The organism is Klenkia sp. PcliD-1-E, from assembly GCF_024124375.1.
Lineage (GTDB): Bacteria > Actinomycetota > Actinomycetes > Mycobacteriales > Geodermatophilaceae > Klenkia.
This window is the reverse complement of the sequence record NZ_JAMXRZ010000037.1, coordinates 19,550-35,055: the sequence shown is the minus strand read 5'-3', so window position 1 is coordinate 35,055 and position 15,506 is coordinate 19,550. Positions and strand designations below refer to the sequence as shown.

Genomic DNA, 15,506 nt, shown 5'->3' with positions numbered 1-15,506 from the left:
GGCCCTGGGGGGCCGGGGCGCCCGGCTGCGGGCCGGCGGGGTGGCGGTCGGGGGGGGGCGGTGGGCCCGCCGCGGGGACGGGACGCCGGACCCGGGGGTGCAGGTGCGGGCGGACCTGCCCATGGCCTGCGACCTGCTGGCGGTCTGCCTGGCGGCCGGCACCCCGGTCCCCGGCGCCGTCGCCGCCGTCGGCGAGCGGCCGCAGCAGCAGCTCCGCACCCGGGTGCACCCGCCGCACCCCGGCGGCGACCGCGTCGGCCACGCCGTCGGCGTCCAGCGTGCCCTTGAACTTGTCCGGGGCGATGACGATCCGCACGCCGCGCAGCATGCCGCACACCGGCCTACCGTCCCGGGGGTGAGCACCGACGCCCTCGCCCCGGCCACCGACTTCTACGCCGTCGACGACCTGATCGACCCCGGCGACCTGGAGATCCGCGACCGGGTGCGGGAGTTCTGCGCACGCGAGGTCACCCCGGTCATCAACGACTTCTGGGAGCGGGCCGAGTTCCCCGCCCACCTGGTGCCCAAGCTCGCCGACCTGGGCATCGCCGGCGGCACGGTGAAGGGCCACGGCTCGGCCGGGATGAGCGCGGTCGCCGCCGGGCTGGTCGCCGCCGAGTGGGCCCGGGCCGACGGCTCGATGGGCACCTTCCACGGCGTGCACTCCTTCCTGGCCATGCAGTCGATCGACCTGCTGGGCAGCGAGGAGCAGAAGGAGCGCTGGCTGCCGGGGATGGCGCGGATGGAGAAGATCGGCGCGTTCGGCCTGACCGAGCCCGACCACGGCTCCGACGCGGTCGCGCTGGGGACGACGGCCACCCGGGACGGCGACGGGTTCGTGCTCAACGGCGCGAAGAAGTGGATCGGCAACGGCTCGATCGCCGACCTGGTGATCATCTGGGCCCGCGACGAGGAGGGCGACGTCGGCGGGTACGTCGTGGAGAAGGGCAGCCCGGGCTTCACCGCGACCGTCATGACCGGCAAGACGGCGCTGCGGGCGGTGTGGCAGGCCGAGATCACGCTGGAGGACTGCCGGGTCGGGAGCGAGAACAAGCTCGCGAACTGCCGGAGCTTCAAGGACGTCTCCCAGGTGCTCGACCGCACCCGGTACACCGTGGCGTGGCGGGCGCTGGGTGTGGCGCAGTCGGCCTACGAGCTGGCGCTGGCGCACACCTTGCAGCGCGAGCAGTTCGGCCAGCCCATCGCCGGTTACCAGCTGGTGCAGGAGAAGCTGGCCCGGATGCTGGCCGAGATCACCTCGATGCAGCTGCTGTGCTGGCGGCTGTCGACGCTGGCCGACCAGGGCCGGATGACCGCGGCGATGGCGTCGCTGGCGAAGATGAACTGCTGCAAGAAGGCCCGCACGATCATCGCCGACGCCCGCGACCTGTTCGGCGGCGACGGCATCCTGCTCGAGCACCACATCGCCCGGCACCACGCCGACATCGAGGCGATCTACACCTTCGAGGGCACCGACCACGTGCAGGCCCTCATCGTGGGCCGCGAGGTCACCGGGCTGTCCGCGATCACCGGCCGGCGACCGCGGAAGGACTGACCGCGGCGGGCCGCCGGCTCAGCTGGCGCGGGAGAGCTGCCCCGCGGTGATCCGCTTGCACTCCGCGCAGGCGCTCTCGCGGGCACCCACCCGCTCCCACCGGTGCGCGCCCCACACCTGCACGATCGCGCCGCAGGCGGCCAGCTCCACCTCCCCGTCGAGCTCGGCGGGAGGGCGGTGCGCCTCGACGGCGTGCCAGGAGGAGGAGACGGTGTCTTCCGGCTTCGACCGCGACCAGCGGTCGGGCCGGGCGTACCCGACGGCGTAGCTGTCCACGACCCCAGTGTGCCCCCGATCACAGAACGCTGCCATCGGATCGGAACCCAGCGGGCCCACAGGAAGCCTCGACACGCGGCACCGGGCACGCTGCGCCATCGGATCGTCACGACCGCCCCGTGCGGGGCTCACGCCGACGTCGTGCCGTGGCGGGCGCGGAGCCCGGCCAGCAGTTCGGGGGTGGGGTCGCGCCCCGCCGCGACGGCGTCGTGGACGTCGCGGAAGTACTGCTCGTAGCCGGCCGGGGTGTAGATGCACAGCGCGCGGGCCGGCTGCGCCGAGTCGTTGCGGTAGCCGTGCACCGTGCCGCGCAGCGCGGCGGCGGTGTCGCCCGGGCCGAGGACGACGGGCTCGCCGCCGGTGGTCAGGGTCAGCTCCCCGGCGAGGACGACGAAGACCTCGTCGTGGTCGGCGTGCACGTGCGGCCGGGCGCCCTCGACCCCCGGCGGCAGGGCGAACTCCTCCAGCCCCAGCCGTCCGTGCGTGCGGTCGGCGGTGAGGGCGAACAGGTGCCGGACACCGGCGGCCTCGATGACCTCCCCGTCCCCCGCGCGGACGACCAGCGGCGGGGCGGGGTCCTGGGGCACGCCGCCGACCGTAGCGGGCCCGGTCAGCCCTCGACGGCCGGTGCGCGCCGTCCGGTCAGGGCGGTCAGCGACCGGCGGAGCGTGGTGACCAGGCTGCCGGCGACGAACAGGTCGTGCCCGGTGCGGGCCTGCTCGGCGCGCAGGCACCCGGCGAGGCCCTCGACGGCGTCCGCGGTGGCGGTGGCCTGGGCCGGGTCGTCGCGGGCGCGCAGCAGGTCGGCCACGGCGGCGATCGCGGTCGTCGTCGGCGGGCGCAGCCGCGGGCCGAGCGCGACGTCGGCCCAGCCGGCGGCGGCGGTCTCGTGCTCGCGCAGCAGCTCGGCGGTGTCCTGCACCAGGAACGCCACGCTCTCCAGCGCCCGCGCCTCCTGGTACTGCCGGTCGACGTCCGGTGCGTGGTGGCGGGCCCGCCGGTTGCCCCGGCGGGCGCTCTCGGCCTGGCCGACCGCCTCGCGCATGTCCCCCAGCACCGGGTCGATCGCCCGCATCCGGGCCCGCCAGCCCTCCTCGTCGGGCGGGGCGTCCTGCCGCAGGCCGTCGACCAGGTCGTCCAGCTGACCGGCCAGCACCGTGCGCAGCCGCTCCAGCTCGGCCTGCGCGGGGGCCAGGGGCAGCGGCGGGAACGCAGCGGTGACCAGCAGGCCGATGAGCGCGCCGAGCAGGGTCAGCCCGGCGTACCCGGCGACGTAGCCCAGCGGGTCGGCGTCACCGACGACCAGCGTGAAGAGGGCGGCGCCGGGCGCCCAGCTGCCGGCCGCGCCCAGCACCCGCCAGCCGCCGACGGCCACGCCGAGGGCGACGACCGCGGCGACGGTGACCACGTTGGGGTAGCCCACCGCGTCCACGCCCAGGGCGATGCCGGCCCCGAGCGCGATGGCGGCGACGGTCTGCAGACTCGCCCGGGCCGAGCCGGCGAGGGTTGTCGAGGTGGCGACGACGGCGCCCAGCGGTGCGTAGTACGGGTAGTCACCGGCCGAGCCGGGCACCAGCTGCGCGGCCGCCCAGGCCAGCGAGGCGGCGACGGCGGCCCGCAGCGCCATGGCCCAGCGCGGGTGGCGGGCCCAGGTGCGGGCGACGCTGCCGCGCCGGCCCGGTCGTCGTCGGTCGTCCACCCCCGCCATCCTGCGGGGAACCGCACGCGGCGCACGTCGGACGGCGGATGCTCCCCGGCGGTCAGGCCGGCCGGGGTGCCCCGGGCCCGACCGGGCGGAACCGCTGGGCGACCACCCCGGACCGGAACTCCTGCCGCTCCACGAGCTCGAGGTGCACCAGCGACGGCAGGCCGGCCAGCAGGGTGGGTCCGCGGCCGGCCAGCACCGGGTGCACGAGAAACTCGAACTCGTCGACCAGCCCGGCCGCCGCCAGCGCCGCGGGCAGCCGCACGCCGCTCACCGACAGCGGACCGCCGGGCTGCTCCTTCAGCCGCCGGACCGCGTCGACGGCGTCACCGCGCACCAGGTCGGCGTTCCAGTCGGCCCCGTCGAGGGTGCCGGAGAACACGACCTTGGGCGCGGCGTCCAGCACCTCGGCGAAGCGGACCTCGCGCTCCCCCATCCAGCCCGGCCAGCCACCGTCGGCCGGACGACGCCAGGCCTGCTCCATCATCAGGTAGGTCACCCGGCCGAACACCATCGCCTCGACCCGGCTCGTCCGCCCGGTCCACCAGGCCATCGACTCGTCGTCCGGGGGGAGCCCCGCCTCGTGGTGGCAGCAGCCGTCCAGCGTGGTGTTGATCGAGTACCGCAGCTCCCGCACACCGGGACGCTACGTCCCCGGCCCCGTCCCGTGCAGTGCACCTGCCCCGCGGCCGCGGGCCACCGGGTCGTCGACATCGTGGGCGCGGTGCGCGATCATGGTGCGCGACGGAATCGGGGGGGTCGCTCCGAGGGGAGGAGCGCACAGGTGGCACGGCGTCCGGCAGGTGGTCCGCTCCCCGCATCGGTCATGGTGCCCGCCGTCGGGGACCCCGCACTGGACCGGTTCGCCCGCATCGTCCGCGACGCACTCGCCGTCCCGACCGCTCTCGTGTCGCTGGTGAGCCGGCACGAGCAGGTGCTGCCCGGCGCGGTCGGGCTGCCCGAGCCGTGGCAGACGACCCGCAGCACCCCGTTGACGCACTCGGTCTGCCAGCACGTCGTCCAGCACGGCGAGCCCCTGGTGCTCACCGACGTCCGCGACCGCCCCGACCTGATCGACGCCGCAGCGGCAGCCGACCTCCGGATGGTCGCCTACGCCGGCTACCCGCTGGTGGACGCCCACGGCACCGTGCTGGGGTCGCTGTGCGCCATCGACCCACGGCCCCGCACGTGGAGCAGCCGCGAGCTCGACCTGCTCTCCGGGCTGGCGGAGGCCTGCAGCACCGACCTGCAGCTGCGGCTGGAGCGGGCCGCCGCCGACACCCACCGGTCCCGCCTCGAGCTGGCCATCAGCGCCAGCGCCGTGGGCACCTTCGACTGGGACCTCTCCGGCGACGGCATGCACTGGGACCCACCGCTGGTGTCGATGTTCGGCTACACCGCCGAGGACTTCGAGCCCACCACCGCGTCGTTCTACCGGCGGCTGCACCCCGACGACGCCGAGCGGGTCACCCAGGCGATCACCACCGCGATCGACACGCGCGGCGAGTTCGCCGCCGAGTACCGCATCGTGCTCCCCGACGGGGCCACCCGCTGGGTCCAGGGCCGGGGCCGGGTCATCGGCGAACCCACGGGCCGGGCCACCCGGTTCATCGGGGCCGCCTACGACACCACCGACGTGCACGACGGCGAGGCCCGGGTCGGGCGGCTGCTGGCCGCGATGCCCTCGGGCTTCCTGTCCCTGGACGGGCAGTGGCGGTTCACCGTCGTCAACCCCGCCGCCGAGAAGCTGCTGGGGCAGTCGATCGACCAGCTGGCCGGCCGCACCATCTGGGAGGCGTACCCCGACACCGTCGGCAACGAGTTCGAGCACGCCTACCGCACCGCGGTCCGCACGCAGCAGCCGCAGACCATCCACGCGTACTACCCCGCCCCGCTGGACGCCTGGTACGACGTGCTGTGCTGGCCCACCCCCGAGGGGCTCAGCCTGTTCTTCACCGACGTCACCGACCGCACCCGCAGCGACCGCCAGGCACGGGCAGCTGCCGAGCGGCTGGCGGTGCAGGCCCGCGTCGCCGACCTGCTGACCGGCAGCACCGACCTCGCCGACGTGCTCACCACCCTGCCGCAGCTGCTGGCGCCCGCGGTCGCCGACGCGTGCGTGGTCACCGTGCTGGGCCCCGACGGCCGGGCCCGTGACCACGCCTACTGGCACGGCGACCCGGCCGCCCGCGTGCACCTGGCCGGCTACGCCACCACGCGGCTGGTCGAGCTCTCGGGGTCGACACCGTTCGGCCGGACGATCAGCGACGGGCAGCGGCGCCACCTGACCGCCGAGCAGACGGCCGCGGTCGTCATGCACCCCGATGCCCGGATGCACCTGGACGCCCTGGGCCCGGTGCGCGCCAGCATCCTCCCGCTGCAGGCGCAGGGCCGGGTGCTGGGCGCGCTCACGCTGCTCAGCTCGGCCGACCGGCCGCGGGACGCCGAGCTGGAGTCCGTCACCGAGGACATCGCCGACCGCGTGGCCGCCGCGATGGAGACCGACCGGCTGACCCGGGCGCGTTCCCAGCTCGCGGAGGCCCTCCAGCGCAGCCTGCTCACCGCCCCGCCCGAACCCGACCACGCCGAGGTCGTCGTCCGCTACCTGCCCGCCGGCGAGGCCGCGCGGGTCGGGGGTGACTGGTACGACGCCTTTCTTCAGCCCAACGGCTGCACCATGATCGTCATCGGCGACGTGGTCGGCCACGACACCGAGGCAGCCGCAGCCATGGGTGCGCTGCGCGGTCTGCTGCGCGGCATCGCCACCTACTCCGACGCCGGCCCCGCCGAGGTGCTGCGCGGGCTGGACACCTCGATGCAGGTGCTCGAGGTCGACACCCTGGCCACCGCGGCCGTCGCCCGCTTCGAGCAGACGCCCGACGAGGTGGAACGGGGCGTCACCCGGATGGTCTGGGCCAACGCCGGCCACCCCCCACCGGTCGTGCTGCACCCCGACGGCACCTTCCAGGTGCTCGCCCCGTGGAAGGGCGAACTGCTGCTCGGCGTCGACCCCACCACCATCCGCCACGACCAGGTCACCCTGCTCGAACGCGGCGCCACCGTGCTGCTGTTCACCGACGGGCTGATCGAGCGGCGCCGTGCCGACCTCGACGACGGCCTCACCCGCCTCACCGACGCCCTCACCGCTCTCCCGGGCACCACCCTGGACGAGCTCTGCGACGGCATCATCGACCGGCTCGTTGCCGGCCACCCCGAGGACGACGTCGCCCTGGTCGCCGTCCGGCTGCACCGCCAGGACCGCCCCCGCCCACCCGAAGCCGGCCCACCGCACGTGCCCCCGGGTGTGCCGGAACCCGAGCACCCCGCCCAGTAGCGCGCCGACCCCGGCCGGGGGGCCCCGCGCCCGTCGACGACGGAGGGCCCGGCGCGTGTGCGCCGGGCCCTCCGTGCTGGCTCCCCCGTCTGGACTCGAACCAGAAACCGTTCGATTTAATCTTCAAGTACTTGTTGCGCATGATCGTTATTGGAATCAGGGCGCTGAGCTGCATGTTCAACGCCGCGAACCAAAGTCCGAATTCCGCCACAACACTTCTCAACCGCTGAATTCTCGGTGCGCAGGGGCGCTTCCGGAACAGATCAGGATGCCGCGCCGTGTCGCACTGACCGCCGAGCAGCGTCACGCCGGATGCGTGGGGCTCACCACCGAGCCAGCCGTTGGCCCGTCCTTTGACGAGCTGGTCGACGTCGAGTGGCTCGACATCGTGGAGTGGGGATCGGGCCAGTTCATCCACCGATCGGCGCGGTGTCCCGCCTGTCACGAGGCGATGAGGATTCCACGACCGTCCGACCGAGACCCCATGAGCCCGGAATGACCCCAGTGCCCAGGGACCCGGGGATGCCGTGGGGCCACCGCTGGACGGCGCCCGAGATCAGTGGTCCGACGGGGCGGTCGAACCCCGCCGGAGTCGCTCGACGGCTGCTCGCTCGAGCAGGACAGGGACGAAGTCCTGGATGGGCCGCTCCGCCAGACGCTGGCCCTCGGCGTCGACGATCGCCTCGATGTGCTGGATGGCGATGTCGGGGAACCGCAGGCTGAGCCTGCGGCTCAGGTCCTCGGTCTCGGCGTCCATGGACGTGGAGTGTGCACCAGATGACCACCGCAGTGACCTGTTGGCCCGCTCGCTCATCGGAGGGGTGACCCCGGAGCTGCGGCTGCGGGACCCGGGTGGCGAGCAGCACCCGGGCCGCACATGATCACGGCGTGAGTCGCGACCCAGGCCACGGCGGGGACGAGCCCGGTCTGGAGGACTTCGACCACGGCAGCATCGGTGTGGACGGGGCCGTGCTCACCTTGGGCGGTGAGGTCGACAGCCTGGTCGTGGGGGCATGGGCTCGACAGCATCCCACCATGCCGCGGTGCGGGTCGTGGACGTCGCGGGCGTCACCTTCTTCGGCAGCGCGGCGCTCGCCTACCTGGTTCGCCTCGCACGCGCCGCTTCCCCTGCCCGGCTGCAGCTGCACTCCCCAGGTCGCGTCGTTCGCCGACCATGGGAGATCACCGGGGCCATCGGGATGTTGGACGTCACCGAGGCCCCGGGTCCGACTACCCCACCACCCGGCAGCTGACCCGTCCGCCGGGCACCTGAGGTGCGACGCACCGAGGCGGACGACCCTCCCCGGGGTGATCGGTCGGCCCTCGACGGCCGGCACGACCTCCATGGAGTTGTCCAACCGAACGGAGGACGGACCGGGGCCGGCGGATCAGAGCGGTTGCCGGCTCCGGTCCCGGGCGTCCCCGTTCCGCTGCACCTCAGCACGTGCCGGCACCCGACGCGCGTCGATCACCGACCCGGCGCCGGTACGGAGCGGCACCTGCATCTCCTCGCCCTCCTCGGGTTGCACGTCGGCTGCCTTGGGCGCGGACCGCAGCGCGATGACCAGCCCGGCGGTGAGGACGACGAGGACCACGGTCATGACGACGGCCGACAGCGGGTGCGGCAGCGCCGTGGTGAGGAAGAAGGAGACCGCCGCGACCAGTGCGGCGGCTGGCATGGTGACCACCCAGGCAATGGTGAGCCGGCCGAAGACGCGCCAGTGCACGACCGCTCCGCGGTTGGTCGCCCCGACTCCGGTGATGGCGCCGGCCACGGTGTGGGTGGTCGACACCGGAGCGCCGAGAGCGGTGGACCCGAAGATGGACACGGCAGCGGCGGTCTCGGCTGCGAAGCCGCTGACCGGCCGCAGGTGGGTGATGTTCGAACCCATGGTGCGCACGATCCGCCAGCCGCCGGACAGGGTCCCGGCCGCGATGGCGGCGTAGGCGATCAGCACCACCCACAGCGGGATCGGCAGCTTCCCGTCCTCCCCCGCGGTCAGGTAACCGGTGCTGACGAGCAGGGCGGCGATGACGCCCATCGTCTTCTGGGCGTCGTTGCCCCCGTGGGCCAGCGACACCGCAGCCGACGACGCCAACTGAAGCACCCGGAACCGCTTCTCGGTGGCCGGCACGTCCGCGCGGCGCAGCGCCAGACGCAGCAGGGTCATCGCCAGTCCGCCCAGCAGCAGACCGGCGACGGGGCTCACGACGATGAACAGCGCGGTCTTCTCCACGCTCTCGCCCTTGATCGCGGCGAGACCACCGGCGGCCAGGCCGGCGCCGACCAGTCCGCCGACCAGCGCGTGCGAGCTGGAGGTCGGCAGGCCCAGGTGCCAGGAGGTGAAGTTCCAGACGATGGCACCGAGCAGCGCCGAGAACACCACGGCCGGGCCGAAGAACTCCGCCTGGACCGTCTGGCCGACGGTGTTGGCGACCGCGGTGCCGACGAAGAAGAACGCGACGAGGTTCCAGCCGGCTGCCCAGACCACCGCCCACCGGGGCTTGAGCACCCGGGTGGCGACGACGGTGGCGATGGAGTTCGCCGCGTCGTGGAAGCCGTTGGTGTAGTCGAACAGCAGCGCGAGGGCGATCAGCCCGACGAGGGTCCACAGCGCGAGGTCCACACCAGGAAGGTGCGCCTGCCAACCACCTCCCCGCGCGTCGAGCGGGATGAACATCTGGTGAAGCAGGTCCGCGGTCATCCGTTCTTCACCTGCCGACCACCTCGGTGCCCGCACTGGTTCAGTCGCGCCCCGCCTACTTCCCCCGGGCACCTCGTGCCGGGTCACCGGGCCTGGGCGACGCCCCCTGTGCACCTGGGAGCAGAACGACGTGAGGACGACCCTCCTGCGGCCGGCGGCCGTGCTCTTCACCGCAGCGCTGGCCTTGAGCGCGTGCGGTTCCGACAGCTCGGGCAGCGGCGGTGGCGGCGACTCCGACGCCGCCTCGGCGACGTCGCTGGCCGACTTCGGCGACATGGACGCCCTGGTCGCGGCCGCGCAGGCCGAGGGGACGCTGAACGTCATCGCGCTGCCGCCGGACTGGGCCAACTACGGCGAGATGCTCGACGCCTTCTCCCAGAAGTACGACATCGAGATCAACTCCGCCTCCCCGGACGGCTCCAGCCAGGACGAGCTCAATGCCGTGACCAGCCAGCGCGGCCAGGACCGCGCCCCCGACGTGCTGGACCTCGGCACCTCCTTCGCCCAGCAGGCCGCCGCGCAGGACCTCCTCGCCCCGTACCAGGTGGCCACCTGGGACGACATCCCCGACGACCAGAAGGAGGCCTCCGGCCTCTGGTACAACGACTACGGCGGCTACGTCTCCATCGGCTGCAACGCCACGGTCATCGCGACCTGCCCCACCAGCTTCGAGGACCTGCTGGATCCGCAGTACGCCGGCCAGGTCGCCCTCAACGGCAACCCCACGCAGGCCGCCGCCGCCTTCGGCGGCGTCTGGGCCGCGTCGCTGGCCAACGGCGGCAGCCTGGACGACATCGGCCCGGGCATCGACTTCTTCGCCCAGGTCAAGCAGGCCGGCAACTTCAACCCCGTCGAGGTCACCCCGGCCACCATCCAGTCCGGGGAGACCCCGCTGGCCATCGACTGGGACTACCTCAACGCCGCACTGACCGACACCCTGTCCGAGCAGGGCGTCGAGTGGCAGGTCAACGTGCCCACCGACGGCCTGTTCGGCGGCTACTACAGCCAGGCCATCAGCGCCTACGCCCCGCACCCGGCCGCGGCCAGGCTGTGGCAGGAGTTCCTGTACAGCGACGAGGGCCAGAACATCTGGCTGGCCGGCGGCGCCCGACCGGTGCGGCTGCCGGTGATGCAGGAGGACGGCACCGCCGACGCCGAGTCGCTGGCCGCGCTGCCGCCGGTGGAGGGTTCGGCGGAGTTCCCCACCGCAGAGCAGAACACCGCCGCGCAGCAGGTCGTGGCGACCCGCTGGAACGCGGAGATCTCGGGCTGAGCACCACCCGTACGGGGTCCCGGGGAGGGCGGGCGCACCGGCTCGCCCTCCTCGGGACCGTCCCGTTCTTCGGCTACCTCGCCGTCTTCCTGCTGCTCCCGGTCGGGGTGCTGGCGGTGGAGGCCTTCCGCGCCACCGACCCGGTCACCTACGAGGAGTCCTGGTCGACCGCCTCGGTCACCGCGGTCACCGGCGGCGCCTACGGCCGGGCGTACCTGGGCAGTCTGCAGCTGTCCGCGATCACCGCCGTGCTCGGCGCGGTCCTCGGGCTCGCCCTCGCCGTCGCGGTCCTGCAGGCCCGCCGCGGGCAGCTGCTCCGTCGGCTCGTGCTCACCGCCTCGGGGGTGCTGGCCAACTTCGGCGGCATCCCGCTGGCCTTCGCCTTCATCGCCACCATCGGCAACGCCGGCGTGGTGACCGCGCTGCTGGGCCGCGTCGGGCTCGCCGGGTTCAGCCTGTACTCCATGACCGGGTTGGCGCTGGTCTACCTGTACTTCCTCGTCCCGCTGATGGTGCTCACCATCGTCCCGGCGCTGGAGGGGCTGCGGCCGCAGTGGCGGGAGGCCTCCGACGTCCTGGGCGCCAGCGCCTGGCAGTACTGGCGACGGGTGGGCGGACCGGTGCTGGCCCCGCCGGTCCTCGGCGCCACGATGCTGCTGTTCGCCTCCTCCTTCGCCGCCTACGCCACCGCACGCGCCCTGGTGGGCTCGAGCATCCCGTTGGTGCCGCTGCAGATCGCCGACGCGCTGAGCTCCAACGTGCTGGTGGGCTCGGAGAACGTCGGGAAGGCCCTGGCGCTGGGCATGGTGGTGCTGGTCGGCCTGGTGCTGATCTTCTACACCTGGGTGCAGCGGCGCACCCAGCGGTGGCTGCGGTGACCGCGACCCTGCCGACCACGCCGACGGCGGAGACGGTCGCCGCGGCGGCACCACGACGGCGCGGGGGTGCGTGGCGGTGGGCGGTGCTCGCCGTCCTGGGGCTGTACTTCTTCGTGCCGATCGCGGCCTCGGTGTGGTTCAGCATCCGCAGCAACGGCGAGCTGACGGCCCGGTTCTACACCGGGGTGCCCACCGCACCCGGATTCGCCGAGGCCTTCGGCCGGTCGCTGCTGCTCGCAGCGCTGACCGTCGTCCTGGCTCTGCTGCTGATGCTGCCCACGATGGTGCTGGTCGACCTGCGGCTGCCCCGGCTGCGCGCCACGGTCGAGCTGCTGACCCTGCTGCCGCTGATGCTGCCGCCGATCGCGCTGGTCGTCGGGGTGCGCAGCGTGCTGGCCTGGGCGCCGGACTACTTCTACGGCACCCCGCTGGCCGAGGCGTTCTTCGCCCTCCAGGAGCCGGCGCTGCCCTGGATCCTCGTGCTGGTCTACGTCGTCCTGGCCATGCCGTTCGTGTACCGGGCCCTGGACGCCGGTATCCGGTCGGTGGACCTGCGCACCCTGACCGAGGCCGCCCGCAACCTGGGCGCCTCCTGGCCGCGGGTGCTGATCGGCGTCGTCCTCCCGGTGCTGCGCACGGCGGTGCTCAACGCCGCGTTCCTGACGGTGGCCCTGGTGCTCGGGGAGTTCACCATCGCCTCCCTGCTGGGCTTCCAGACCTTCCCGACCTGGATCGTCGAGATCTCCGGCTCCCAGCCGCAGCTGTCGGTCTCGGTCTCCGTGCTGTCCCTCCTGGTCACCTGGGGCCTGCTGCTGCTCATCTCCACCCTGGACCGCCGCCGCGCGGGGAAGGACACCCCATGACCGCCACCACTGACCACCCGACCACCCCACCGGCCGCGGCGGACCCCGCCGACCGCGGCGGGGTCGGCGTGCGGCTGTCGGGGTTGATTCGTCGCTACGGCGACGTCCTGGCCCTCGACGGGCTGGAGCTCGACATCGCCGGCGGGGAGTTCCTGGCCCTGCTGGGGCCGTCCGGGTGCGGGAAGACCACGGCCCTGCGGGCGATCGCCGGCTTCGAGCGACCGGACGCCGGACAGGTGCTCATCGGCGGCCGGGACGTCACCGGCACCCCACCGGCGAAGCGGGGCACGGGCATGGTCTTCCAGGCCTACAGCCTGTTCCCCAACCTCACCGCCGCGGAGAACGTCGCCTACGGCCTGCAGGTCCGCCGCCGTCCCGCGAGGGAGCGGCAGGCGCGGGCGGCCGAGCTGCTCGAGCTCGTCGGCCTCGCCGACCGGGGCGGCCGCTACCCCCACCAGCTCTCCGGCGGCCAGCAGCAGCGGGTCGCGCTGGCCCGGGCCCTGGCCGTCGCCCCGCAGGTCCTGCTGCTCGACGAACCCCTGTCGGCGCTGGACGCCCAGGTACGGGTGCAGCTGCGCGAGGAGATCAGGCGCATCCAGCTGGAGCTCGGCACCACGACCGTCTTCGTCACCCACGACCAGGCCGAGGCGCTCTCGGTCGCCGACCGGGTCGCCGTCCTGCGGGCCGGGAAGCTGGAGCAGGTCGCCACCCCCGACGAGCTGTACTCCCGGCCCACCACCTCCTTCGTCGCCCGCTTCGTGGGCACCACCAGTGCGGTGCCGGCCACCAAGCGGCCCGACGGCGCGGTCGACCTGCTCGGCACCACCCGGCCCGTCGCCGGTCCGGTGCCGACCGGGGACGTCGTCGCGCTGCTGCGCCCGGAGCAGGTGCTGGTCCGGGCCGACGAACGAGCCACGGGACGGGTGGTCACCCGCACGTTCTCCGGCGGCACCACCCGCATCACCGCCGCCCTGCCCGACGGCACCGAGGTGGCCGCGGACGTTGTCAGCACCGAGTCCACCCACCTCGTCCCCGGCACCGCCGTGCACGTCTCCCCCACCGACCGGCCGGTCCTGCTCGTCGCGGCGGCCGACCTGTGACCGCCCCGCAGACCACGGCGGCGCTGGACCGTGCCCACCTGGCGCTGTCCGTGCCGCTCGTCGCCGTCCTCGGGCTGCAGCTGCTCGAACCGGCCCACCCCGAGGCTGGCGTCCGGCTGCCCGTGTCGGGGCTGACCGGGAACGGGGCGGGCAGCGCGCACGCCTCCGCACTGGTCGGCGCCCTCGAGCTGGCCGCCTACCTCGCACTGGCGCCGTCCCTGACCGCCGACGAGCACGCGGTCCCGCACGTGGTGGCGCTGCAGCTGCTCGGGGCGGCCCCGGCCGGGGTGTGGGTGGAGGCGACGGCGGACCTGGACCGCCGCGAGCCGCGGACGGCCACCCTGTCCGCCGTGGCCCGCCTCGGCGACGACCTCGTCGCACGGGCCCGGATCACCATGTCCGTGGTGCCCTGGTCCTGATCGCCGACGCCGGGGTCGGGTCGACGGTCCACCATCTCCTCGTGGCAGCGGGAGCTGGGGGGCTGAGGCGACGGCTGACCACCCGGGACGCCGTCGCCATCGGGCTGGGCTCGATGCTCGGTGCCGGGGTGTTCGCCGTCTGGGCGCCTGCGGCCGCCGTTGCCGGATGGTGGCTGCTGGCCGGTCTCGCGGTCGCCGCCGTCGTCGCCTGGTGCAACGCGACCAGCACCGCGGCCCTCGCCGTGCATCTGCCGGTCTCCGGCGGGGCCTACGCCTTCGGCCGTGACCGGCTCGGGCCGTGGCCGGGCTTCCTGGCCGGCTGGGCGTTCGTGGTCGGCAAGACCGCGTCGTGCGCGGCGATGGCGCTCACGGTGGGCGCCTACCTCTGGCCCGGCCAGGCTCGGCCGGTCGCCCTCGGGACGGTCCTGGTGCTGGTCGCGGTGGACTCCGCCGGCATCACCCGCACCGCCCGCGTCACCCGGGTGCTGCTGGCGCTCACCCTGACGGCGCTGGCGGTCGTGGTGCTGAGTGCGCTGCCCGCAGGCGCGGCCCCGGACACCATGGCCATCGGCGGTCCCGGCGGGGTGCTGACCGCGGCGGGGCTGCTGTTCTTCGCGTTCGCCGGGTACGCCCGGATCGCCACCCTCGCCGAGGAGGTGCGCGACCCCGGCCGCACGATCCCGCGCGCGGTGTCCCTCGCCCTCGGGCTGGCGTTGGCGCTGTACGCCGTCGTCGGGGTGGTCGTGCTGGCGGTGCTCGGCCCGGCCGAGCTGGCCCGGTCGGTGGCCCCGCTGGCCGACGCCGTCCGGGCGGGACCGGTTCCTGACCTGGCCTGGGTGGCGACCGCCGGCGCGGTGACCGCGGCCTGCGGGGCGCTGCTCGGCCTGGTCGCCGGGGTCACCCGCACCGCACTGGCCATGGCGCGGGAGCGCGACCTGCCCTCCGCCCTCGCCCGCGTCCAGCCCCGCAGCGGGACGCCGGCCGTCGCGCACGCGGCCCTGGCCGTCGCGGTCTGCGTCCTGGTGCTGGTCGGTGACCTGACCGTCGTCATCGGGGCATCGTCGTTCGGCGTCCTCCTCTACTACTCCGTCGCGAACGCCGCGGCCTGGACCCTGCCGCGCGCGGGCCGCCCGGCCCGGTGGGTGCCCGGGCTGGGCTTCCTCGGCTGCCTGGTGCTCGCCGTCTCGCTCCCCGCGGCCTCGGTCCTCACCGGGCTCGTGGTCGTCGCAGTGGGGCTCATTGGCCGCACAATCCTCCGGTCCGGCCGCGACCACCGCCGGTGACCAGCGCGTGCGGACGACGACGGGGCCGCGCACCCTCTCCGAGGCGCCTCGTCCCCGGGCTGGACCGCCGCCGGGCGGGGAAGGACACCCCATGATGCTCACCGACCTGACCGCC

General features: G+C 74.3%; 16 protein-coding genes. 9 read left to right on the top strand and 7 right to left on the bottom strand.

The window, feature by feature from the left end; all coding sequences use genetic code 11:
* A partial coding sequence (locus NH342_RS09650) for a glycerate kinase (RefSeq protein ID WP_253014161.1) occupies nucleotides 1–316 on the bottom strand: 316 nt, incomplete at its 3' end.
* 39 nt (nucleotides 317–355) lie between these two features.
* On the opposite strand from NH342_RS09650, the gene NH342_RS09645 reads away from it, so the two are divergent.
* Nucleotides 356–1,555, top strand: a complete 1,200-nt coding sequence (locus tag NH342_RS09645; RefSeq protein WP_253014159.1) for an acyl-CoA dehydrogenase family protein — start codon at nucleotides 356–358, stop codon at nucleotides 1,553–1,555.
* A gap of 18 nt (nucleotides 1,556–1,573) precedes the next feature.
* Here NH342_RS09645 and NH342_RS09640 read toward each other — a convergent pair whose 3' ends face one another.
* From NH342_RS09640 to NH342_RS09625, 4 genes are all read right to left on the bottom strand, one after another.
* Nucleotides 1,574–1,831, bottom strand: coding sequence for a hypothetical protein (locus NH342_RS09640; protein ID WP_253014157.1), 258 nt, complete (start codon nucleotides 1,829–1,831; stop codon nucleotides 1,574–1,576).
* Between the two features lie 128 nt (nucleotides 1,832–1,959).
* A complete protein-coding gene (locus NH342_RS09635; RefSeq protein ID WP_253014154.1) occupies nucleotides 1,960–2,418 on the bottom strand; it encodes a cupin domain-containing protein in 459 nt (152 codons plus the stop codon).
* Nucleotides 2,419–2,441: 23 nt separating this feature from the next.
* The gene (locus NH342_RS09630; protein WP_253014152.1) at nucleotides 2,442–3,530 is read right to left on the bottom strand and encodes a hypothetical protein; all 1,089 of its coding nucleotides are present in this window, start codon (nucleotides 3,528–3,530) and stop codon (nucleotides 2,442–2,444) included.
* Between the two features lie 61 nt (nucleotides 3,531–3,591).
* A complete protein-coding gene (locus tag NH342_RS09625) occupies nucleotides 3,592–4,173 on the bottom strand; it encodes a dihydrofolate reductase family protein (RefSeq protein WP_253014150.1) in 582 nt (193 codons plus the stop codon).
* Nucleotides 4,174–4,365: 192 nt separating this feature from the next.
* Between NH342_RS09625 and NH342_RS09620 the strand changes: the two genes are divergently transcribed.
* Nucleotides 4,366–6,870 (top strand): SpoIIE family protein phosphatase, encoded by a 2,505-nt coding sequence (locus NH342_RS09620; protein ID WP_253014148.1) that lies wholly within the window; start codon nucleotides 4,366–4,368, stop codon nucleotides 6,868–6,870.
* Nucleotides 6,871–7,426: 556 nt separating this feature from the next.
* Here the strand turns inward: NH342_RS09620 and NH342_RS09615 are convergent.
* Nucleotides 7,427–7,627 (bottom strand): three-helix bundle dimerization domain-containing protein, encoded by a 201-nt coding sequence (locus NH342_RS09615; protein WP_253014146.1) that lies wholly within the window; start codon nucleotides 7,625–7,627, stop codon nucleotides 7,427–7,429.
* A 256-nt stretch (nucleotides 7,628–7,883) separates the two neighbouring features.
* On the opposite strand from NH342_RS09615, the gene NH342_RS24500 reads away from it, so the two are divergent.
* Nucleotides 7,884–8,123: an STAS domain-containing protein gene (locus tag NH342_RS24500; RefSeq protein ID WP_374209425.1), complete on the top strand. Its 240-nt coding sequence runs from the start codon at nucleotides 7,884–7,886 to the stop codon at nucleotides 8,121–8,123.
* A gap of 135 nt (nucleotides 8,124–8,258) precedes the next feature.
* On the opposite strand, the gene NH342_RS09610 is transcribed toward NH342_RS24500, so the two are convergent.
* A complete protein-coding gene (locus NH342_RS09610) occupies nucleotides 8,259–9,575 on the bottom strand; it encodes an inorganic phosphate transporter (RefSeq protein ID WP_253014144.1) in 1,317 nt (438 codons plus the stop codon).
* A gap of 130 nt (nucleotides 9,576–9,705) precedes the next feature.
* Between NH342_RS09610 and NH342_RS09605 the strand changes: the two genes are divergently transcribed.
* From NH342_RS09605 to NH342_RS09580, 6 genes are all read left to right on the top strand, one after another.
* Nucleotides 9,706–10,848, top strand: coding sequence for an extracellular solute-binding protein (locus tag NH342_RS09605; RefSeq protein WP_253014142.1), 1,143 nt, complete (start codon nucleotides 9,706–9,708; stop codon nucleotides 10,846–10,848).
* A 116-nt stretch (nucleotides 10,849–10,964) separates the two neighbouring features.
* Nucleotides 10,965–11,726 carry an ABC transporter permease subunit gene (locus tag NH342_RS09600; RefSeq protein ID WP_253014140.1) on the top strand — a complete coding sequence of 254 codons (762 nt, stop codon included), beginning with the start codon at nucleotides 10,965–10,967 and terminating at the stop codon, nucleotides 11,724–11,726.
* The gene (locus NH342_RS09595; protein ID WP_253014138.1) at nucleotides 11,723–12,589 is read left to right on the top strand and encodes an ABC transporter permease; all 867 of its coding nucleotides are present in this window, start codon (nucleotides 11,723–11,725) and stop codon (nucleotides 12,587–12,589) included. Before NH342_RS09600 ends, NH342_RS09595 begins: the two co-directional genes overlap by 4 nt.
* Entirely contained in the window at nucleotides 12,586–13,689 is a 1,104-nt protein-coding gene (locus NH342_RS09590) for an ABC transporter ATP-binding protein (protein WP_253014136.1), read from the top strand. The genes NH342_RS09595 and NH342_RS09590 overlap by 4 nt, the downstream gene beginning before the upstream one ends.
* Nucleotides 13,686–14,108 (top strand): PaaI family thioesterase, encoded by a 423-nt coding sequence (locus tag NH342_RS09585; protein WP_253014134.1) that lies wholly within the window; start codon nucleotides 13,686–13,688, stop codon nucleotides 14,106–14,108. The genes NH342_RS09590 and NH342_RS09585 overlap by 4 nt, the downstream gene beginning before the upstream one ends.
* A 41-nt stretch (nucleotides 14,109–14,149) precedes the next feature.
* The gene (locus tag NH342_RS09580) at nucleotides 14,150–15,391 is read left to right on the top strand and encodes an APC family permease (protein ID WP_253014132.1); all 1,242 of its coding nucleotides are present in this window, start codon (nucleotides 14,150–14,152) and stop codon (nucleotides 15,389–15,391) included.
* The last annotated feature ends 115 nt before the right edge of the window (nucleotides 15,392–15,506 follow it).

Bases quoted from the DNA above. Each gene is read 5' to 3' on its own strand.
- NH342_RS09615 (WP_253014146.1), bottom strand. From the start codon at position 7,627: ATGGACGCCGAGACCGAGGACCTGAGCCGCAGGCTCAGCCTGCGGTTC.
- NH342_RS24500 (WP_374209425.1), top strand. From the start codon at position 7,884: ATGGGCTCGACAGCATCCCACCATGCCGCGGTGCGGGTCGTGGACGTC.
- NH342_RS09610 (WP_253014144.1), bottom strand. From the start codon at position 9,575: ATGACCGCGGACCTGCTTCACCAGATGTTCATCCCGCTCGACGCGCGG.
- NH342_RS09590 (WP_253014136.1), top strand. From the start codon at position 12,586: ATGACCGCCACCACTGACCACCCGACCACCCCACCGGCCGCGGCGGAC.